The sequence below is a fragment of the Streptomyces sp. NPDC028991 genome, assembly GCF_055564775.1.
The window spans coordinates 69,032-87,477 of record NZ_JBVHVP010000006.1; the positions used below are offsets into that span (position 1 = coordinate 69,032).

At 73.3% G+C, this 18,446-nt stretch carries 19 protein-coding genes; 9 read left to right on the forward strand and 10 right to left on the reverse strand.

Translation table 11 applies throughout. The annotated features are described in order from the left end of the window. Window positions 1-136 precede the first annotated feature (136 nt). On the forward strand, window positions 137-328 hold the full coding sequence (afsS, locus tag ACZ4V1_RS15285) for a regulatory protein AfsS (RefSeq protein WP_468335001.1): 192 nt from the start codon (window positions 137-139) through the stop codon (window positions 326-328). Between the two features lie 219 nt (window positions 329-547). Here afsS and afsK read toward each other — a convergent pair whose 3' ends face one another. Next, window positions 548-2,956, reverse strand: coding sequence for a protein serine/threonine kinase AfsK (afsK, locus tag ACZ4V1_RS15290; RefSeq protein WP_468335004.1), 2,409 nt, complete (start codon window positions 2,954-2,956; stop codon window positions 548-550). Window positions 2,957-3,148: 192 nt separating this feature from the next. Then, window positions 3,149-4,027, reverse strand: a complete 879-nt coding sequence (gene kbpA, locus ACZ4V1_RS15295) for an AfsK-binding protein KbpA (protein ID WP_468335007.1) — start codon at window positions 4,025-4,027, stop codon at window positions 3,149-3,151. Between the two features lie 134 nt (window positions 4,028-4,161). Here kbpA and ACZ4V1_RS15300 point away from each other — a divergent pair, with 134 nt between their 5' ends. Further along, window positions 4,162-4,797 carry a TetR family transcriptional regulator gene (locus ACZ4V1_RS15300; protein ID WP_468335676.1) on the forward strand — a complete coding sequence of 212 codons (636 nt, stop codon included), beginning with the start codon at window positions 4,162-4,164 and terminating at the stop codon, window positions 4,795-4,797. A gap of 159 nt (window positions 4,798-4,956) precedes the next feature. Here ACZ4V1_RS15300 and ACZ4V1_RS15305 read toward each other — a convergent pair whose 3' ends face one another. After that, window positions 4,957-5,409, reverse strand: coding sequence for an Lrp/AsnC family transcriptional regulator (locus ACZ4V1_RS15305; RefSeq protein WP_468335010.1), 453 nt, complete (start codon window positions 5,407-5,409; stop codon window positions 4,957-4,959). Window positions 5,410-5,491: 82 nt separating this feature from the next. On the opposite strand from ACZ4V1_RS15305, the gene ACZ4V1_RS15310 reads away from it, so the two are divergent. The 3 genes from ACZ4V1_RS15310 to ACZ4V1_RS15320 all read left to right on the forward strand — a co-directional run bounded on the left by ACZ4V1_RS15310 (window position 5,492) and on the right by ACZ4V1_RS15320 (window position 7,351). Next, window positions 5,492-6,127 (forward strand): LysE family translocator, encoded by a 636-nt coding sequence (locus ACZ4V1_RS15310; RefSeq protein ID WP_468335013.1) that lies wholly within the window; start codon window positions 5,492-5,494, stop codon window positions 6,125-6,127. A gap of 98 nt (window positions 6,128-6,225) precedes the next feature. After that, the gene (locus tag ACZ4V1_RS15315; protein WP_468335016.1) at window positions 6,226-6,651 is read left to right on the forward strand and encodes a pyridoxamine 5'-phosphate oxidase family protein; all 426 of its coding nucleotides are present in this window, start codon (window positions 6,226-6,228) and stop codon (window positions 6,649-6,651) included. A gap of 31 nt (window positions 6,652-6,682) precedes the next feature. Next, on the forward strand, window positions 6,683-7,351 hold the full coding sequence (locus tag ACZ4V1_RS15320; RefSeq protein WP_468335019.1) for a pyridoxine/pyridoxamine 5'-phosphate oxidase: 669 nt from the start codon (window positions 6,683-6,685) through the stop codon (window positions 7,349-7,351). Window positions 7,352-7,470: 119 nt separating this feature from the next. Here ACZ4V1_RS15320 and ACZ4V1_RS15325 read toward each other — a convergent pair whose 3' ends face one another. Then, a complete protein-coding gene (locus tag ACZ4V1_RS15325) occupies window positions 7,471-8,082 on the reverse strand; it encodes a GNAT family N-acetyltransferase (RefSeq protein WP_468335022.1) in 612 nt (203 codons plus the stop codon). A 114-nt stretch (window positions 8,083-8,196) separates the two neighbouring features. On the opposite strand from ACZ4V1_RS15325, the gene ACZ4V1_RS15330 reads away from it, so the two are divergent. After that, window positions 8,197-9,399 carry a flavin-containing monooxygenase gene (locus ACZ4V1_RS15330; RefSeq protein WP_468335025.1) on the forward strand — a complete coding sequence of 401 codons (1,203 nt, stop codon included), beginning with the start codon at window positions 8,197-8,199 and terminating at the stop codon, window positions 9,397-9,399. Between the two features lie 169 nt (window positions 9,400-9,568). Here ACZ4V1_RS15330 and ACZ4V1_RS15335 read toward each other — a convergent pair whose 3' ends face one another. Next, entirely contained in the window at window positions 9,569-10,885 is a 1,317-nt protein-coding gene (locus ACZ4V1_RS15335; protein WP_468335028.1) for an MFS transporter, read from the reverse strand. A gap of 71 nt (window positions 10,886-10,956) precedes the next feature. On the opposite strand from ACZ4V1_RS15335, the gene ACZ4V1_RS15340 reads away from it, so the two are divergent. After that, window positions 10,957-11,973, forward strand: coding sequence for a GlxA family transcriptional regulator (locus ACZ4V1_RS15340; protein ID WP_468335031.1), 1,017 nt, complete (start codon window positions 10,957-10,959; stop codon window positions 11,971-11,973). Window positions 11,974-12,327: 354 nt separating this feature from the next. On the opposite strand, the gene ACZ4V1_RS15345 is transcribed toward ACZ4V1_RS15340, so the two are convergent. The 3 genes from ACZ4V1_RS15345 to ACZ4V1_RS15355 form a co-directional block, all read right to left on the reverse strand. Continuing rightward, a complete protein-coding gene (locus ACZ4V1_RS15345) occupies window positions 12,328-12,804 on the reverse strand; it encodes an ATP-binding protein (protein WP_468335034.1) in 477 nt (158 codons plus the stop codon). A gap of 506 nt (window positions 12,805-13,310) precedes the next feature. Continuing rightward, on the reverse strand, window positions 13,311-13,823 hold the full coding sequence (locus ACZ4V1_RS15350; protein WP_468335037.1) for an EF-hand domain-containing protein: 513 nt from the start codon (window positions 13,821-13,823) through the stop codon (window positions 13,311-13,313). Window positions 13,824-13,976: 153 nt separating this feature from the next. After that, window positions 13,977-14,357 (reverse strand): STAS domain-containing protein, encoded by a 381-nt coding sequence (locus ACZ4V1_RS15355; protein WP_055417451.1) that lies wholly within the window; start codon window positions 14,355-14,357, stop codon window positions 13,977-13,979. 425 nt (window positions 14,358-14,782) lie between these two features. Between ACZ4V1_RS15355 and ACZ4V1_RS15360 the strand changes: the two genes are divergently transcribed. Both ACZ4V1_RS15360 and ACZ4V1_RS15365 read left to right on the forward strand, forming a co-directional pair. Then, a complete protein-coding gene (locus ACZ4V1_RS15360; RefSeq protein ID WP_468335040.1) occupies window positions 14,783-15,373 on the forward strand; it encodes a sigma-70 family RNA polymerase sigma factor in 591 nt (196 codons plus the stop codon). 41 nt (window positions 15,374-15,414) lie between these two features. Continuing rightward, the gene (locus ACZ4V1_RS15365) at window positions 15,415-16,839 is read left to right on the forward strand and encodes a maleylpyruvate isomerase N-terminal domain-containing protein (protein WP_468335679.1); all 1,425 of its coding nucleotides are present in this window, start codon (window positions 15,415-15,417) and stop codon (window positions 16,837-16,839) included. Window positions 16,840-16,904: 65 nt separating this feature from the next. Here the strand turns inward: ACZ4V1_RS15365 and purU are convergent, their stop codons facing one another. Together purU and ACZ4V1_RS15375 are read right to left on the reverse strand one after the other, a co-directional pair. Next, window positions 16,905-17,798, reverse strand: a complete 894-nt coding sequence (gene purU / locus ACZ4V1_RS15370; RefSeq protein ID WP_468335043.1) for a formyltetrahydrofolate deformylase — start codon at window positions 17,796-17,798, stop codon at window positions 16,905-16,907. A 46-nt stretch (window positions 17,799-17,844) separates the two neighbouring features. After that, window positions 17,845-18,345: an SCO4402 family protein gene (locus ACZ4V1_RS15375; RefSeq protein WP_468335046.1), complete on the reverse strand. Its 501-nt coding sequence runs from the start codon at window positions 18,343-18,345 to the stop codon at window positions 17,845-17,847. Window positions 18,346-18,446: the final 101 nt, after the last annotated feature.

The following is an 18,446-nucleotide window of genomic DNA, read 5'->3' on the forward strand; positions in this document are numbered from 1 at the left end:
CGTCGCGTCGGGGGGCAGACGGTCCGGCGGGAGCCCAGCCAGCTAGTGTGCGGCTCCGAACGCCCGTCCGGTGGCCCTCGGGGGAGCTTCCGGGCGGGCGTTTCCCACCTGTCACGACCTGGAGGAAGCCAAGCTCATGAGCGACACGAAGAAGGACGCGGACGCCACCACGCAGGACAACAGCATGCCGGCACCGCCGAAGGACGGGGGCGCGACGACGCAGGACAACAGCATGCCGAGCGAGCCCGCCACGGGCGAGACCATCACCACGATGGACAACAGCATGCCGTCCCCGCCCGCCCTGGACCGGGACAGCGACGGCAAGTAGACCTTTTCCCACGCGGGGACCGGCCGCGGCGGCACGGAGGGGAGCCGCCGCGGCCGACGTGTGCCCGGTGACCTCTTTCGTGCCGGTATCCGCCGGTCGACGACGACGCCGCGCCGACCGAGGCCGGTCGTCCACAGGGCCGGGCGGACACTCCGATCCCTCGCCGGCCGGAAGGGGTGGGGGTGCGGGTGGGGGTGCGGGTGCGGGTGCCTTTCCGGGTCAGGTTGTGCGGGACGTGCCTGTGCCCTTCTCCGCGTCCAGCGCGTACACGCAGCGGTCCTTGCTGCACGCGTACACGATGCCGTCGCGCACGACCGGGGAGCCGGTGATCTCGCCGCCCGTGGCCAGCTTCCAGCGGAGGCGGCCGTCGTCCGCCTTGAGGGTGTAGAGCAGGTGGTCCGTGGAGCCGAAGTGGATGCGGCCCTCGGCCACCGCCGGGGCGCCCACGATGTCGCCGCCCGCCTGGAAGCGCCACTTGGGAGTGCCGGTGACCGCGTCCAGGGTGTAGAGGCCCTTGCCGCTGCCCACGTGGACGTGGCCGGCGGCCACCAGGACCGGGTCGGTGGAGGAGCGGGCCTCGGTCGCGATGCGCCAGCGGTCGCGGCCGTCGGTGGCGTCGAGGGCGTAGACCGTGCCGAGGTAGTCGGCCAGGTAGACGCCGCCGCCGGTCACCGCGGGGCCCGGCACGAAGGCCGGCGGGGCGAGGAAGACCGCCGGGGCCTCGAAGTGCCAGCGGACGTGGCCGGTGGTGACCTCCAGGGCGAGGACCCGGGTGCCGGCGGAGACGTAGACGTATCCGTCGGGCGCCTGGGTGACGCGGACCGGGACTCCGCCGCAGGAGGCGGCGTCGCCGATCGGGTACGACCAGCGCTCGTCGCCGGTACGGGCGTCCAGGGCGCGCAGCCGGGCGTCCTGCCAGACGTACGCCGTGCCCTCGTGCAGCACGGCGCCCGCCTCCGCGGACTCGAAGTCGGTCTGCGCGCCGGTGATCTCCCACAGCTTCTGACCGCCCGAGGCCTCCCAGCCCTGGACGCCGCCGCCTCTGGTGGCGGTGAGGACCGTGCCCCGGTCGGCCTGGAGGGAGTACACCCAGGCATCGGTCTGGACGCGCCACAGGTCGGTGCCCTCGCGGGCGTCCAGGGCGAAGAGGGTCGGGCCGTCGGAGGCGTGGATACGGCCGTCCGCGACCGCCATCGACCAGGCGACGTCCCGGGTCTTGAAGCGGCGGCGCCCGGTGGCCACGTCCAGGGCGTGTACCTCGAAGGAGGTGACGTAGACGAGGTCCCCGGCGACGGACGGCGTGCCCCAGACGTCGTTGGACATGCGGAAGCGCCAGGGGCGCCAGCCCGCCGGTGACGCCTCGGGAGGTGCGGTGGGCGCGGGCGGGGCCGCCGCGGCGGAGGGGTCGGCACCGTTGACGCCGGGGCGCGGACGGGACCAGGACGCGGCGAGGGCGGACTCCGGCGGGGGCGCGGCGACGGCCGCGGAACGCATGTCGGCGACGCGCGGGCCGGGGCCGATGGGCACCGAGACCCCGGCCAGCCGGACCGGGCCGGATTCGGGGGCGCCGACGGGCGCGGGCACCGGGGGGCCGTGCCCGGGGGGCGCCGGTACGACGGGGTCGTGCGAGGGCGGCGGCGGGAGCGGCGGCGCGGGGACCGCGGGACGGGCACCGGCCGCGCCGCCGCCACCGCCGCGGCCTGCGGTGGTCGCCGCGGGCTTGGCCGGGGGCCGGCCGTTGCGGCGGCGCTCGATCAGGCCCACCGCCCGCTCGGGCAGCCACGCCGACGCCGTACCGCTGTCGTCGGAACCGGAGCCGAACAGGTGCGGGGCGAGCTGGGCCTGGAGGTCGGCGGGGTTGGGGCGGCCGGTCGCCTCCATCTGCATGCACGACTCGATGAGCGGGCGCAGCTCGTCCGGCAGGCCTTCGAGGTCGGGGCCCTCGCGCAGCAGCATGAAGACCGTCTCGACCGGGTTGGCACCGTGGAAGGGCGGGTGCCCGGTGGCGGCGAAGACCAGCATGGAGCCGAGCGAGAACACGTCGCTCGCGCCGGTGACGCTGCGGGAGTCCTTCGCCTGCTCCGGGGACATGTAGGCGGGGGTGCCGACGGCGACGTTCGTCATCGTCAGACGGGTGTTCGAGACGCCGGACGCGATGCCGAAGTCGATCACCCGGGGGCCGTCCTCGACCACGAGGACGTTGGAGGGCTTGAGGTCGCGGTGGACCAGCCCGGCGCCGTGGATCGACTGGAGCGCCTCCGCGACGCCCGCCGCCAGCCAGCGCACCGCCTGGGCCGGCAGCGGCCCGCATTCGTTCACTATCTCCTCGAGGGAGGGCGCGGGAACGTAGGCCGTGGCCAGCCACGGAACCGCCGCGCGCGGGTCGGCGTCGACCACCGCCGCCGTGTAGAAGCCGGAGACGGCGCGGGCCGCCTCCACCTCGCGCGTGAAGCGGACGCGGAACAGCTGGTCCTCCGCCAGCTCCGTCCGGACCGTCTTGATCGCCACGCGCCGGCCGGACGCCGAGCGCGCGAGATAGACCAGCCCCATGCCGCCGGCACCGAGCCGGCCCAGCACCTCGAACGGCCCGATCCGCCGCGGATCGTGCTGTGTCAGCTGATCCACCACTTGCCTGCCACCTCCCCGTACGGGCCGCGCCATCCACATATGTACGCGACCGACGTGCAGCGTCTCACCACCGCACGTCCGTGGCGCCACGCACCCCGATTCTTCCTGTCCGAGGCGCCGGTGGCGAACCTGGCGACAATCGGGGTGTCTCGTACGATCCCGGGCATAGGGGCACGCTTCCCGGGCTCCCGGTCAGCGTTGCAGCAGGGCGAACGACGCCCCCTGGTCGTCCGAGACCACGGCCCCCCCTCCGTAGGACGTCTCGAAGGGCGGCACCCGCACCCGCCCGCCGAGCCGGGCCACCGTGCCGAGCGCGGCCTCGACGTCCCCGACCAGGAAGTGGACGAGGAAGTGCGGCGGCATCTCCGCGGGGAAGACCTCGGAGACCAGGGCACGGCCGAAGTCGGGGGCGGCGTCCGGGCCGAAGAGGGCGTCGTGGAAGAGGTCGCCGTAGAAGGCGTTGGCGGCCTCGGTGTCCCGGGTGTACAGCTCGGCCCAGGTGAAGGTGCCCGGTTCGTGCCGGCGCCCGAAGCCGGGGTGGCCGGCCGGCTGCCAGAGGGCGAAGACGGCTCCGTCGGGGTCGGCGGCGAGCGCGGTGGTACCCAGGCCGCCGACCGGGTGGGGCGGGGTGACGACCTGGCCGCCGCCCGCGCGGATCCGCTCGGCCAGCGCCGGCGCGTCCGGGGTGTGGAAGTACACGGACCACACGGTGGGCATCCGGCCGTCCGTCTTGCGGACCAGGGCCGCGACGGGCTCGCCGTCCAGCCACGCCCATACGGACTCGCCCGCCGCCTCCCTCGCCGGGCTCTCGGCCGCCTCCCTCGCCGGGCTCTGGGCCGCCTTCCCCGCCGGGCTCTCGGCCGCCTTCCCCGCCGGCTCCCCTGCCGGCTCTTCCGCCGGCCGCCCTCCCGGCTCTCCGAAGGTCCAGCCGAAGAGCTCGCCGTAGAAGCGCTTGCCCGCCTCCACGTCGGAGAGTTGTGCGTCCACCCAGCAGGGGACGCCTTCCGGGTGTGCGGACGCATCGGTCGGGTCGCCGGACGTCCGCTTCGCTGATGCCCCGTTTTCGGCCATGCCGTCAAAGTAACCGCGTCGCCCGCACCGCGCAGACCAGGCACACCAGCCTCTCTCCGCCCGCGCACCCCATTTGCAGTCGGCCGAATCGCGCTCAGATCACCCGTCGGTAAGCTGACGGCATGACAGGACAAGTGCGTACCGTCGACGGCCGCGTGGCCGGTCGACGTGGGCAGGCGACCCGGCAGAAACTGCTCGACTGCCTCAGCGAAATGCTCAGCTCCTCCCCCTATCGCGATGTCAAAGTCATCGATGTCGCCCGCAAGGCGGGCACGTCGCCCGCGACCTTCTACCAGTACTTCCCGGACGTCGAGGGCGCCGTCCTGGAGATCGCCGAGCAAATGGTCGCCGAGAGTACCGTGTTGGCCGACCTCACGGCGGGCCGCTCCTGGGTCGGCAAGGCCGGCTGGCAGACGGCGCAGGAACTCGTCGACGGATTCCTCGAGTTCTGGCGGAAGAACGACGCGATCCTCCGGGTCATCGACCTGGGTGCGGCGGAGGGAGACAAACGGTTCTCCAAGATCCGGATGAAGATCCTGAACTCGGTGAACTCCTCCCTCACGGACTCCGTGGCCGAACTGCGGGCCAAGGGCAAGGTCGACAAGGACGTGAACCCCGCGGCGATCGCCGGTTCACTGGTCGTGATGCTCGCGGCCGCCGCTTCGCACCAGAAGGGCTTCTCCTCCTGGGGCGTCAAACAGGCCGAACTCAAGCCAAACCTGGCCCTGTTGATGTACCTGGGCGTCACCGGCAAGAAGCCCACCAAGTAGCACGCCGGGCAGAACACCCGGCGGCGCACCCCCGCGGCGCACCCCGCGGCGCGCCCCACAGCCTGTCATCTTCGCCGGGCCCCGCACCCCGCGCCCGCACACCGCGTCCGGCGCACGCGCCGCGCCCGCAGGCCGCGTCCCCGGCGCACCCGTTCCGCACTACGCCGGCAGCGGCCGGTCCCGCACCACGTGCTTCATCACCAGCGTCGACGTCAGCCGCTGCACTCCGGGCAGGGTGGCGAGCCGCTCGTCGTAGAGCCGCTGGTAGGCGGCCAGGTCGGCGGCGACCACGCGCAGCAGGTAGTCCGGTTCCCCGAACAGCCGCTGCGCCTCCACCACCTCGGCCACCTCGCTGACCGCCCGCTCGAACTCGGCGACCGTGTCCCGGTCCTCCTGCCGCATCGACACGAAGACCAGCGCCTCGAAGTTCAGCCCCACCGCGGCCGGGTCCACCACCGCCCGGTAACCGCCGATCGCCCCCGACCGCTCGAGTTCACGCAGCCGCCGGTGACACGGCGAGACGCTCAGCCGCACCCGCGCGGCCAGCTCGGTCACGGTCAGCCGCCCGTCCTGCTGCAGCTCGGCAAGAATCTTCCGGTCCAGGTCGTCCATGTGGAAGATTTTCCCACCACATGCTCTGACCTGGACAAACTTCGGAAACACCTTCGGCACGTATGCGCCTAATCTTCCCGGCATGGACTCGGGACTCCTCATCTCCTTCCTCGCTCTGGACCTACTGCTTGTGTGCGTGCCGGGCGCGGACTGGGCGTACGCCATAGCGGCCGGGCTGCGCGACCGGTCGGTGGCGTGGGCGGTGGGCGGTCTGGTCGCCGGGTACGCGTTGCACACACTGCTGGCGGCGGCCGGGCTGGCGGTGCTGGTGGCCGGGTCGCCGGGTCTGCTCACGGTGCTGACGGTGGCGGGGGCCGCGTACCTGGTGTGGCTGGGGTGGTCGGTGCTGCGCCGGCCCGGTGTTCCGGGTGCCGCGCAGGAGGACCCGGGTGGCGCGCAGGGCGGCTCCCGGGCCCGGGACTTCCTGCGCGGCGCCACGATCAGCGGCCTCAACCCCAAGGGCCTGCTCCTCTACCTGTCCGTGCTGCCGCAGTTCCTGGTCACCCGGGGTGCGCCGCTGCCGGTGCCCGTGCAGACTGTCGTCCTGGGACTGCTGCACATGGCGTGCTGCGCCGCCGTCTACCTGGCGGTCGGGCTCGCCGCCCGTGCCGTCCTGGGCGCGCGCCCGGCCGCGGCCCGTGCGGTCACCCGTACGTCGGGCGCCGCGATGCTGGGCATCGGGGCGTTCCTGTTGGTGCAGCGGCTGGCGATGTCCTGACGTGCGTCCGGCGGGAGTCCGCCGGACGGGGAACAGCCGCGCGCCCGGCCGGTGTTGAGCCTGGACGACGACGTCCGTACCCGCTGGAGGAGACCGGAATGGCCCTGACCCGCGAAGAGCGTGAGAAGTTCCTGGCCGAGCCCCACATCGCCGCGCTCGCGGTCGACGCGGGCGCGGGCCGGGCCCCGCTGACCGTGCCGATCTGGTACCAGTACGAGCCCGGCGGCGATGTATGGATCATGACCGGGCTCGACAGCCGCAAGAACCAGCTGATCAAGGCGGCGGGCCGGTTCTCCCTGATGGTCGACCGGCTGGAGCCCACCATCCGGTACGTGTCGGTGGAGGGGCCGGTCGTCGAGACGGTCACCGCCACCGAGGAGCAGCTGCGGGAGATCTCCGCCCGCTACCTCCCGGCCGAGAAGGTCGACGGATACGTGGCCTTCGCCTCCGCGAACCACGGCGAGCAGGTCATCGTCCGCATGCGGCCCGAGCGCTGGGTCTCCTCCGACCTCGGGTCGGTGTGACCCAGCCCCCCGCACCCGTGACAATCGGGGCATGGGAACCGATCTCCACGAGTTGCTGAGGTCGCTGCGGGTGTGGGATCCCGCGGTCACCGAGCTGCCGCCCCTCGACCCGGCCACCGCGCCCGGCGATCCCCTGGCCCTGTTCACGGCGTGGTTCGCCGAGGCGGTGGCGGCCGGTCAGACCGAGCCGCACACCGTGTCGCTGGCGACGGCGGACGCGGAGGGGCTGCCGGACGCGCGCGTCGTGATGCTGCACGGTGCGGACGCGGACGGCTGGTCCTTCGCCACGCACGCCGACAGCCGCAAGGGCCGCCACCTCGCCGCGCGTCCGTACGCCGCGCTCGTCTTCTACTGGCCCGTACTGGGCCGCCAGGTGCGCGTCCGCGGCCCGGTGACCGCCGCCCCGGCCGAGGCGGCGCACGCCGACCTGCACGCGCGGTCGACCGGTGCCCTCGCCGCCGCCCTCACCGGACGGCAGAGCACGGACCTGGACTCGCCGGACGAGCTGGCCCGCGCCTCCGAGGCGGCCTGGGAGCGGGCCGCCCGGGAGCCGGACGCGCCCGTCCCGTCCTGGACGCTGTACCGGCTGCTCCCCGACGAGGTGGAGTTCTTCCAGGGGGACGCCCGCCGCCGCCACGTGCGGCTGGCCTACCGCCGGACGGACGACGGCGGCTGGAGCACGCGGCTGCTGTGGCCCTGAACCGCGGTCACCGTCCGGCGGGCGGGCTGTGGCCCTGACCCGCGGTCACCGCCCGGCGGGCGGCTGTGGCCCTGACCCGCGGTCACCGCCCGGCGGGCGGCTGTGGCCCTGACCCGCGGTCACCGCCCGGCGGGCGCCGCGGGCTCCTCGTCCGTCGCCAACCGTGCGTGCAGGTGCGCGTCCCGGAAGGCGTCGTGCCGGCCGGCCTCGAACATCGCCCCGCGCATCGTGCCCTCGTGGGCGTACCCGCAGCGTTCGGCGATCCGGCAGGAGGCGTCGTGACCCACGGCGTGCCCCAGTTCGAGGCGGTGGAGGCCGAGTTCCGCGAAGGCCCAGCGGGACGCGAGGAGCAGAGCGCGGGTGGCGACGCCCCGGCCGCGGGCCTCGGGCAGCACCCAGTAACCGACCCGGGCCAGCTTCAGCGGCCGGTTGATCTCGTTGACTCCGATGTGGCCCAGCACCGCGCCGCTCGCCTCGTCCGTGATCCGGAACGAGGCGGACCCGCCCTCCGCCGCGTCCCGGGCGCGTGCGCGCAGCGACTCACGGGCGCCGCCGAGGTCCGTCCACAGCCTGAGCGGTGTGTTCCAGCGCCGGAACTCGGGATCCAGGCAACCGCGCAGCCACGTCTCGGCGTCGGCGTCCGAGCCGGCGTCCCAGGACCGGAGGCGAAGGCCGTGTCCGCGCGGTTCGGCGAGGGAGGGCGCGAGGGTAGGCATGCGTGTGTGGGCCATCGACCCATTCAACAACAGTCACGACCGCGGCCACGTCCGCGGTCGTGACCGATCCGCAACCGATTCCGGTCTTGACCGAGACCCATCAAGCGAGGGCCTGATTACGCTCACGGCATGGCCGACTCCACAGCGTCCACCGAACCGCAGCCCGCATACCCCGCGGACCGCCCCGTGTACGTCATCGGCGCCGGTCCCGGCGGTCTCGCCGTCGCCCACGCGCTGCGCGCGCGGGGTCTGCGGGCCGTCGTCCTGGAACGCGCCGACCACGTCGGCGCCTCCTGGCGGCGCCACTACGACCGGCTGCGCCTGCACACCACCCGCCGTCTTTCGGCGCTGCCCGGCCTGCCGATACCGCGCCGCTTCGGGCGATGGGTGGCCCGGGACGACGTGGTGCGGTACCTGGAGAAGTACGCCGAGCACCACAAGCTGGAGATCGTCACCGGCGTCGAGGTCTTCCGCGTCGAGCGCGCGCCGGACGGCGCGGGCTGGCTGCTGCACGCCTCGGGCGGCCGTGAGCTGACCGGCGCCGCGGTGGTGGTCGCCACCGGCCACAACCACACCCCGCGCCTGCCGGACTGGCCCGGCCGGGACACGTACACCGGCGGGCTCCGGCACGCCGCCGAGTACCGCGACGCGGCTCCGTACGCCGGCCGGGACGTCCTGGTCGTCGGCGCCGGCAACACCGGTGCCGAGATCGCCGTGGATCTGGTGGAGGGCGGGGCCGCCCGGGTCCGGCTGTCCGTGCGCACCGCGCCCCACATCGTGCGCCGCTCCACCGCCGGCTGGCCCGCCCAGTACAGCGGCGTGCTCGTACGGCGGCTGCCGCCCCGCCTCGTCGACCGGCTCGCCCGGCCGCTGGCCAGGATCAGCACGCCCGACCTGTCGGCGCACGGGCTGCCCCGCCCGGACACCGGCCTCCTCACCCGGGTGGCCGAGGGCGCCGTCCCGGTGCAGGACGTCGGCCTGATCGACGCGGTGCGCGGCGGCCGGGTGGAGATCGTGGCCGCCGTGGACGGCTTCGAGGACGGCAAGGTGGTACTCGCCGACGGCACCCGCGTCGCACCGGACGCGGTGGTCGCCGCCACCGGCTATCTCCGGGGCCTGGAGGGGCTGGTCGGCCACCTCGGCGTACTCGACGCACGCGGCCGGCCGGTGGTGCGGGGCGCCCGCTCCCCCGAGAACACCCCCGGTCTGTACTTCACCGGCTTCACCAACCCGGTCAGCGGCATGCTCCGCGAGCTCGCGATCGACGCGGTCCGCATCGCCAGAGCGGTGGCGAGGACGGACGCGGGGCGGATCTCGCGGCTTCGGGGCTGAGCGGCGGCGGGCACGCGGCTCAGCCCCGGGTCAGGATGCGCGGGTCCCCGGAGTCCGGACCAACGGCGCGACCAGCAGCACGCAGGCGGTCGTTCGGCCAGGCCGGCCGCGCACGCGCGGCACCCGGCTCCGCCGTTGCCCACCCCATGCGGGGCAGCCTACGGCCCGGTCACGGCAGGGCGGTCGCCGCAACCGGTCGCCGCCGGATCACCACCGCCATCAGCGCCGCCGCCGCGCACAGGGCGCCGGAGGCGACCCAGACCACGTCGTAGGAGCCGAAGTGGTCGCGGGCGACACCGCCGAGGAAGGCGACGAGGGCGGCGCCGACCTGGTGGGAGGCGAGGACCCAGCCGAAGACGATCGCGCTGTCGTCGCCGTAGTGCTCGCGGCACAAGGCGAGGGTGGGCGGGACGGTGGCGACCCAGTCGAGGCCGTAGAAGACGATGAAGAAGATCATCGGGGGGTGGACGGCCGGCGCGAGCAGGATGGGGAGGAAGAGGAGGGAGACGCCGCGCAGGGCGTAGTAGACGGCGAGCAGGCGGCGCGGTTCGAAGCGGTCGGTGAACCAGCCGGAGGCGATCGTGCCGACCACGTCGAACACGCCGATCACGGCGAGCAGCGACGCGGCGGTCGTCAGCGGCATGCGGTGGTCGTGGGCGGCGGGGATGAAGTGGGTCTGGATCAGGCCGTTGGTCGAGGCGCCGCAGATCGCGAAGGTGCCTGCCAGCAGCCAGAACGGGCCGGTGCGGGCAGCGGAGAAGAGGACCCTGAGCGCCCGGCGGGCGGCGCCCGGCACGGGGGCGGGCTTGGGCACGAACTCCTTGGCGCCATAGGGCTTCTGGCCCACGTCCGCCGGGTGGTCGCGCAGGAGGAGCCAGACGAAGGGGACGACGGCCAGGGCGGCGAGGGCGACCGTGACGGCCGCCGGTCGCCACTCGTGCGTCTCCACGATCCAGGACAGCAGCGGCAGGAAGATCAGCTGTCCGGAGGCCGAGGCGGCGGTGAGGACGCCGGTGACCAGACCGCGCCGCTCGGTGAACCAGCGGTTGGTGACGGTGGCCGCGAAGGCCAGCGCCATCGAGCCGGAGCCGAGGCCGACCAGCAGGCCCCAGCAGAGGATCAGTTGCCAGGCGGAGTCCATCCACACCGTCGCGCCCGAGCCCAGCGCGATGACGATCAGGGCGACGGCGACCACGCGGCGGATGCCGAAGCGGTCCATCAGCGCCGCGGCGAAGGGGGCGGTCAGCCCGTAGAGCGCGAGGTTGACGGAGACGGCGGCTCCGATCGTGCCGCGCGACCAGCCGAACTCCTGGTGGAGCGGGTCGATGAGGATACCGGGCAGGGAGCGGAAGGCGGCGGCACCGATGATCGTCACGAACGTGACCGCGGCGACCCACCAGGCACGGTGCACCCGGGCGCGGCGGCGCGGACGGGCGGGCTCCGGCTGGGGTACGGCTGCTGCGGCGGAGTCGGTTGTCTGGGTCACGTCATTGAGCTTCCGACGCATGATCCCTCCGATCCAGTGGCCCGGCAGACAGCGTTCGCTAGGATCGGGCCATGACGTCCGACCCCACGAACCGCGCGCACCGTCCGCACCGCGTCGCCGTTCTCGCCCTGGACGGCCTGCTCCCCTTCGAACTGGGCATCCCGCAGCGGATCTTCGGGCGCGCCCGGGACGAGCACGGACGTCAGCTGTACGAGGTCGTCACCTGCTCGGTCCGCCCGCCCGGGCCGGTCGGCACCGACGCGGACTTCGCGATCCTGGTCGAGAACGGCCCCGAGGCCCTCGCCACCGCCGACACGGTCGTCGTCCCGTCCTCCTACGAGCTGGGCCCGGTGTACGAAGAGGGCGTGCTGACCGGGGAGTTGGCCGCCGCGCTGGCGCTCGTCCGGCCGGGCACCCGGCTCGTCGCGATCTGCACGGGCGGCTACGTCCTGGCCGCCGCCGGATGTCTCGACGGCCGTCCGGCGACCACCCACTGGGCCTCCGCCGAGCACTTCCAGCGGCTGTTCCCGAAGGTGCGGGTGGACCCGGACGTTCTGTTCGTCGACGACGGAGACGTGCTCACCTCGGCCGGGGTCGCGGCCGGGATCGACCTGTGCGTGCACATCGTGCGCCGGGACCACGGCACCGCCGTCGCCAACGACGTGGCCCGCCGCACCGTCGTACCGCCGCACCGCGACGGCGGTCAGGCACAGTACATCGAGCGCCCGGTACCCGATCCCCAGCAGTCGTCGACGACCACCGCCCGCGCCTGGGCGCTCGGCCGTCTCCACGAGCCGATCCAGCTGCGGGACATGGCCGCCCAGGCGTCGATGTCCGTACGCACCTTCACCCGCCGTTTCCGCGAGGAGGTCGGCGTCAGCCCGGGCCAGTGGCTCACCGGGCAGCGCGTCGAACGGGCCCGGCACCTGCTGGAGTCCACCACTCTGTCCGTCGACCAGGTGGCCCAGGACGCGGGATTCGGCACGGCCCAGTCGATGCGGCAGCACTTGCAGGCGGCGCTCGGGGTCACACCGACCGCCTACCGGCGGACCTTCCGGACCGAGTTGTCCACAGCCTGTGGAGGATGACGGGCACGTCGTCGGCCGGCGGCGCGGCGCTGTCCGCCCCGAGCATGGCACCGCGCGCCGCCACCCGACTCCGGCGCTCCCGCCCGGCTCCCGTCGCCCCCCCGGGGGAACCGCCGCCGAAACACGACTCACGCTCGTCGAGGGCTCCGTCACCGAGGCCTCGTCGTCCCCTCGCGGCGAATCGTTGACTACAAGCGTGAGGAGGCGGTCACGATCCGTCAACCGGCAAAGGGGGATTCATCCCTTACATCCCGTTTGCGCAGGACGCGCACGGAAGCACACCCCGGCGCACTGCCGCATCACTCCCGGGAGGAGCGGAGCTCGTGCACCGGGCGCATCCCGCGCCGCCGGCCGCTACACCACTTCGTACGCGAAGCCCTCGTACACCACCGTGCCGCCGCCGCTCCCGCAGACCGGCGCGGTGTCCTCGCGCTCGGCGCAGCGGTCCAGTTCGCACCAGATGCGCTTGCCGTCACCCTCCCTGCTCCAGCCCCAGCGGTCGGCGAGGCCGTCGACGAGGGCCAGGCCCCGGCCGCCCGTCGCCTCGCCGTCCAAGCAACGGGGCACCGGGGCCCGGTCGCTGGCGTCGTCCACTTCGAGGCGGACGGTCGCCTCTTCGGTCTCCTCGGTCACCGCGCCCGGCAGCACCAGCCGCAGGACGGCCGAACGGCCGGTGTGCACCACGGCGTTGGTGACGAGTTCGGAGACGAGCAGGACCAGCGTCTCGGCGAGTGGTTCATCGGCCTGTATCCCGGACCCGGCGAGCCGTGAGCGCGCCCACCGCCGGGCACGCCCCACTTCCGAGGGGTCGGGCCGGACTTCCAGCTGCACTTGAAGCACCTGCACCGCTCACACCATCCGAACCGGCGGACACAAAGGCTCGCGCCTCATGAGGGCCACGATCGTAGCCATTTTCTGCATGGCCAGAACAAAGGCCGGGTGAGGGATCACGGAACGTGAATCCCTTGGAGGACAGCATGGTTGACGTACAGTCACCCCAACAAGCGCTTCGGGCATATTCCAGCGCGAAGGAGTACCCGTGCGGCATACTGTGCGACGCTCGTTCCGGGGAGTCGAACAGGTGGTGGCCGACGGCCGTTCCACCCTGCGGGGCAAGGCGTACATCGCCGGTTCCGGAGCCGCCTCAAGGGCAACTCCGGCACGGCTGGCGCTCGGGACCACTCGCATCCCACACAAGGTACCGGAGTGTGGCGCCGACTCCGGGCCGTGACGGGTCACACGGTGGACACAACCCGGTATCAACGCTCTGTGATGCCGCCTTGCCACGATCCGCGACATCTGTTCGATGCGCCAGTGGCGGCCGTCGGCCCGGAGGGCTACTCGGGAACGGTGAAATACCGGGCGAAGGCCGGGACGGCCTCCGCCTCCCCCACCTTGCCGTCGCCGTCCGTGTCGAGCGCTTCGGCGGCCGGCCGGGCGGTCTCCGCCGGCACACCGAGCGCGGTGAGCACACGGGCGGCGGCCTCCACGGTGACGGACCCGTCGCCTTCGGTGTCGGCGACGTCCAGGGCCGCGTGCAGGAACGGCCGGGCGATCTCGGCGAACCGGTCAGGTTCGTCCCGCAGCCGCTTGACCGCTCCGGAGACGAACTCCTCGCGGGTGATGCGCTGGTCACCGTCCCGGTCGGCGATGCCCGCCATGCCCTGCCAGAGCGCCTCCGCGCCGCCGTACAGGGCCTGCCCCTTCTCGGACCGGGCGGCGGTGCCGAACTCGGCGAGCACCGCCTTGGCCGCCCCGCTGAAGTCCGAACGGTCGATGTACCCGTTGCCGTCCTGGTCGAAGGTGGCGAACCGCGCGGCGATCCTGCGCTCGTACTCGCTGTTGACCATTGTCTTCTCCGGCCGCCTCACGTCGTCGGTGTCGGTGGTCTGCGTCTCGTTCGGAGCGTACGACGCCGCCCGCGGCCGCGGGCGGGACCCGCGCGGAGAGGAACCCGTGCGGGAAGGGATCACGCGCGGGAAGGGATCACGCGCGGGAAGGATCTACGCGGAGAGAGGGCGCGGCTCGTCGCCGGTCGCCGAGGCGAGGTCGGGGTGGACGTCGAAGAGCCGGCGGACCCCGAGCGCGCCGAGGACCCGGTTGACGTGGGAGCCGTCGACGGCGCCCTGCGCCGGCAGTATCAGGCGCAGCCGGCCCTGGCAGGAGCGGATGAGCCGCCGGGAGGCGATGAGCACGCCGACCCCGCTGGAGTCGCAGAACAGGACCTCGGAGAGATCCAGGACAAGACTGTGCCGCCCCTCGGCCACCTCGTCGTGCACGCGCTGCCGCAGCACCGGTGACGTCACCAGATCCAGTTCGCCCGACACCTGGAGCACGGCCCACCGGCCCCGCTCGCCGCCGGTCACTTTGAACGTCACCACCATGCCTCTCATCCGTCGGAACGTCCGGAATCACCCGAAACGGAAGCCACGCTTACGCTTCTTGGGCGCGCGCCTGCCCACCGGCCGTTCCCGCAAACGCCCGGCCGGAAACGGGGTCCGATCAGAAGAGGCTTGTTTCAGACTGTTTCGATCCTGTTCGATCCAAACCAATCGAATCCGGTCGCACGATAGAGGGTAGGCGAGACGGATCGGAAGCGTTTACCACCCGGCGGCCGACGGGGGGCGCGCATTGGCATAAAGGGGCGTGCGGTGTCGGACGTGCCGACTACATTCGGGGAGACGGCGGCCGCAGGCTGGGGGCCGGCGGCGGCGAGAAGCACGCTCGGCACGAGCACGGCATGACCACGACACGAGCACGGCACGAGCACGGCACGAGCAGAGGACCGTACAGGGGGTGAGGGAGCCGGATGGCGAAGAGGGACGTACCACTGCGCTGGGACCGCAAGATGCAGCAGCGGCTCGCACGCGGGGAGGCCGCCGCCCTGGGCGAGCTCTACGACCGGTTCGCCTCGCTCGTGCACGGCCTGGCGCATCGGGTGCTGGATGACGAGCGGGCCGCCGACCACATCACGCGCGACGTCTTCGCGCACGTCTGGGAGCATCCGGACACCTACGACCCCCGGCAGGGCCCGCTGCGCACCTGGGTCGCCACGCTGACCCACCGCCTGGCCGTGCAGCGGCTGCGCGTCACCGAGACGGCCGCCCTCGCCCGCGGCGGTCCCGGCACCACCGAGGAGCTGGAGAGCAAGGTGCGCCACGCCTCGGTCGCCGCCCGCGCCGACTACATCGTCCAGTCCATGCCGGCTCCGCTACGGGCCGCTCTGGAGCTGGCCTACTTCCAGCGCCGCGACTACCGCCAGACCGCCGCCGACCTCGGCGTCACGGAGGACGAGGCCCGCCGCCGCCTCCGCCTGGGCCTCCAGCTCCTCTCCACCGCCCGCGACGCCGGCGCCCCGGAAACGCCCGGGGCGCCGCCGGGATACGGGGGTGCGGCGTGACGGGGGGCCACGACGAGAACGGGGGCCGGGCAAGCGAGCCGGTGCCGGGCGGAGAGCCGTTTTCGCCCGCTGGGCCGACGCGGGACGAAGGACGAAGTGAGCCGGAACACCACGGCGGAGCCGACGGCCCCGACAGGCCGGCACCCGGCGGGCCTGTCGAACCCGGTGGGCCCGGCGGGCCTGTCGAACCCGGTGGGCCCGGCGGGCCTGTCGCACCCGGCGGGCCCGGTGGGCCCGGCGGGGCGGCGTCGCGCGGTGCGGGCGGTGGGGCCCGTCCCGGTCCGCGCATACCGCTGCCCCGCGTGTCCGTCGAGGACGGTGGGCGGGTGTTGCCCGATGCGGTGCCGGGCGGGGCGGTCGCGCTGGGGCATCAGATGCTGACGTCGCTCCTCGGGGCGTGGGCGCTGGCCGCCTGCTCGGCCGAGGAGGCGGCGGCCGTCGAGGAGCATCTCGGCGAGTGCGACACCTGTGCCGACGAGGCGCTGCGGCTGCGTGAGGCCGTCGGGCTGCTCCAGCGACCGGAGACCCTCGACCTGGACCCCGCCCTGCGCACCCGCGTCCTGGACGGGTGTCTGGAGCGGCGTCCGCCGCGCATCCCGGTGCCCGAGTGGGCCACGCCGTACGACGCCGAGACCGCGCGGCTGGACGCGCTGCTCCAGGACATCGGCGACGCCGAGTGGCACGCGCCGGTCCGGCTGCGCTGGTTCGAGGCCGACGAGGCCGCGAGCCGCCGTACCACCGTCGCCGGGGTCATCGCCCACCTGCTGACGGTCGACGGGCTCGTCGCGGCCGCCCTGGGCCTTTCCGACCCGCTGGGCGACATCACGGCGCCCACCCCCGCGCCGGCCGGCCGCACCGAGGCGTACTGGCGGGCCTCGCACTACCCGCCCACCCGCGCGGTGCGGGCGCCCTGGCGCGAGCAGAGCCACGGCATCGTCCGCACCGTGTCGTTCACCGGCGACGCGGGCCGGATGCCGGTCTCCTACGGAGACTTCGAGCTGCCGCTGCACGACGCGATGCTGGACCGGGCCTTCGAGTGCTGGGTGCACGCCGAGGACATCGCCGACGCGGTGGACTACCCGTACGAGCCGCCCTCCGCACGTCATCTCAACCGCATGATCGATCTCGCGGCGCGGATGCTGCCGGGCGCTCTGGCGACCCGCCGCCGGGCCGGGCCGGCAGCGACCGGTGTCCGCCCGCGCCTGGTCACGGCGGGTGAGCCGGGACGCAGCCTGCGGCTGGAGATCGAGGGGTCGGGCGGCGGCGAGTGGCTCATCCCGCTCGACTCCCCGGGCGCGGTGGGCTCCGCCGAACACGAGGTGGCCCATGTCGCCCTGGACGGCGTGGAGTTCTGCCGGCTCGCCGCGGGCCATGTGCCTCCGGCGGAGGCGGCGGCGGGTCAGGTGGGCGACCGGGAGGCGATCAGGGACGTGCTGTTCGCGGCGGCGAGCCTGAGCCGGATGTAGGGGCGGGTGACGGTGCGCGGCCGGCCGCGCACCCGAGCCCGAACCCGAGCCCGCCCCCCGAGCCGCTAGGCGAAAACGACCGTGCGCCGCCCGTTCAGCAGAATCCTCCGCTCCGCGTGCCACTTCACGGCCCGCGCCAGCGCCTGGCACTCCACGTCCCGCCCCACCGCGACCAGCTGGTCCGGCGTGACGTCGTGGGCGACCCGCTCGACCTCCTGCTCGATGATCGGCCCCTCGTCGAGGTCGGCCGTCACGTAGTGCGCGGTCGCGCCGATCAGCTTCACGCCCCGCGCGTGCGCCTGGTGGTACGGCTTCGCGCCCTTGAAGCTCGGCAGGAAGGAGTGGTGGATGTTGATGATCCGGCCGCTGAGCTGCTTGCACAGGTCGTCCGAGAGGACCTGCATGTAGCGGGCCAGCACGACGAGTTCGACGTTCTCCTCGCGCACGATCTCCAGGACGCGCGCCTCGGCCTGGGCCTTGGTGTCCTTCGTCACGGGGATGTGGTGGAAGGGGATGCCGTAGGACCCCACCAGCTCGGCGAACTCGGTGTGGTTGGACACCACGGCCGCGATCTCCACGGGCAGCGCGCCGATCCGGGCCCGGAAGAGCAGGTCGTTCAGGCAGTGCCCGAACTTGCTGACCATGAGCACGATGCGCATCTTCTCGTCGGCCCGGTTGATCTGCCAGTCCATCTGGAAGGCGTCACCGATCGCCGTGAAGCTGGCGCGCAGCTTGTCCACGGTCACCGGCTCGTCGGCCGAGAAGTGGACGCGCATGAAGAACAGTCCCGTGTCGTGGTCGCCGAACTGCTGGCTGTCCTCGATGTTGCAGCCGGTCATGAACAGGTAACTCGACACGGCGTGCACGATGCCCTGCTTGTCGGGGCAGGACAGGGTGAGGACGTACTGGTCGGCCGGGGCGGCGGCCCGGGGGACGGCCGCGGAGGACTGCTCGTTCATGCAGGACAGGGTCCCATATCCGGACCCGCTCCCGGCGGGCATCCCGTCAGGCGGACCGGGTCAGGATCCGCAGGACCTCGAGCGTGCTCGGCTCCGCCTCCGGATCCTCGCCGTCGCTGGTGGCCAGCCGCACGTGCGCGTCGCGCGCCGCCCGCACCGCTTCCGGCCAGTCCGGGTGGTCGAGGTAGGCGTGCACGGGCGCGTCCGGTCCCACCTGGTGCATGATCCGCAGTACCCGCAGCACGGCCGTGTCGACGAGCGCCGCCTCCTGCGAGTCGCGGAAGACGGTGCCCACGTACTTCTCGGCGGACCAGTGATCCAGCCAGGTGTCCTCCACCAGCCGGTACACCGCGTCGGTGACGTCGCCGTAGCCGTCCACACCGGCCAGCCAGACGTCCCGCTGGAAGGCGGGGGCGGAGAGCATGTGCAGCGCGGAGCGCACGTTGCCGCGCCAGCGCCACCACGGCATGTCGTTGAGAGGCATGCCGCCCATGGTGGAGGAGCGACGGCCGCGACGGGAAGAGTTCTCCGAACCTTGCACGGTCATCGATCGTACGTTCCCCTCCAGGCCCGCCTCACCTGCCCCCGCAATTCACCTCCACGTCACCACGCGTTGACCACGGGTCACTTCCAGGTTAGCCGCGTGAC

Bases quoted from the DNA above. Each gene is read 5' to 3' on its own strand.
- afsS (WP_468335001.1), top strand. From the start codon at position 137: ATGAGCGACACGAAGAAGGACGCGGACGCCACCACGCAGGACAACAGC.
- kbpA (WP_468335007.1), bottom strand. From the start codon at position 4,027: ATGGCCGAAAACGGGGCATCAGCGAAGCGGACGTCCGGCGACCCGACC.
- ACZ4V1_RS15305 (WP_468335010.1), bottom strand. From the start codon at position 5,409: ATGGACGACCTGGACCGGAAGATTCTTGCCGAGCTGCAGCAGGACGGG.
- ACZ4V1_RS15310 (WP_468335013.1), top strand. From the start codon at position 5,492: ATGGACTCGGGACTCCTCATCTCCTTCCTCGCTCTGGACCTACTGCTT.
- ACZ4V1_RS15315 (WP_468335016.1), top strand. From the start codon at position 6,226: ATGGCCCTGACCCGCGAAGAGCGTGAGAAGTTCCTGGCCGAGCCCCAC.
- ACZ4V1_RS15320 (WP_468335019.1), top strand. From the start codon at position 6,683: ATGGGAACCGATCTCCACGAGTTGCTGAGGTCGCTGCGGGTGTGGGAT.
- ACZ4V1_RS15325 (WP_468335022.1), bottom strand. From the start codon at position 8,082: ATGGCCCACACACGCATGCCTACCCTCGCGCCCTCCCTCGCCGAACCG.
- ACZ4V1_RS15330 (WP_468335025.1), top strand. From the start codon at position 8,197: ATGGCCGACTCCACAGCGTCCACCGAACCGCAGCCCGCATACCCCGCG.
- ACZ4V1_RS15340 (WP_468335031.1), top strand. From the start codon at position 10,957: ATGACGTCCGACCCCACGAACCGCGCGCACCGTCCGCACCGCGTCGCC.
- ACZ4V1_RS15350 (WP_468335037.1), bottom strand. From the start codon at position 13,823: ATGGTCAACAGCGAGTACGAGCGCAGGATCGCCGCGCGGTTCGCCACC.
- ACZ4V1_RS15355 (WP_055417451.1), bottom strand. From the start codon at position 14,357: ATGGTGGTGACGTTCAAAGTGACCGGCGGCGAGCGGGGCCGGTGGGCC.
- ACZ4V1_RS15360 (WP_468335040.1), top strand. From the start codon at position 14,783: ATGGCGAAGAGGGACGTACCACTGCGCTGGGACCGCAAGATGCAGCAG.
- purU (WP_468335043.1), bottom strand. From the start codon at position 17,798: ATGAACGAGCAGTCCTCCGCGGCCGTCCCCCGGGCCGCCGCCCCGGCC.
- ACZ4V1_RS15375 (WP_468335046.1), bottom strand. From the start codon at position 18,345: ATGACCGTGCAAGGTTCGGAGAACTCTTCCCGTCGCGGCCGTCGCTCC.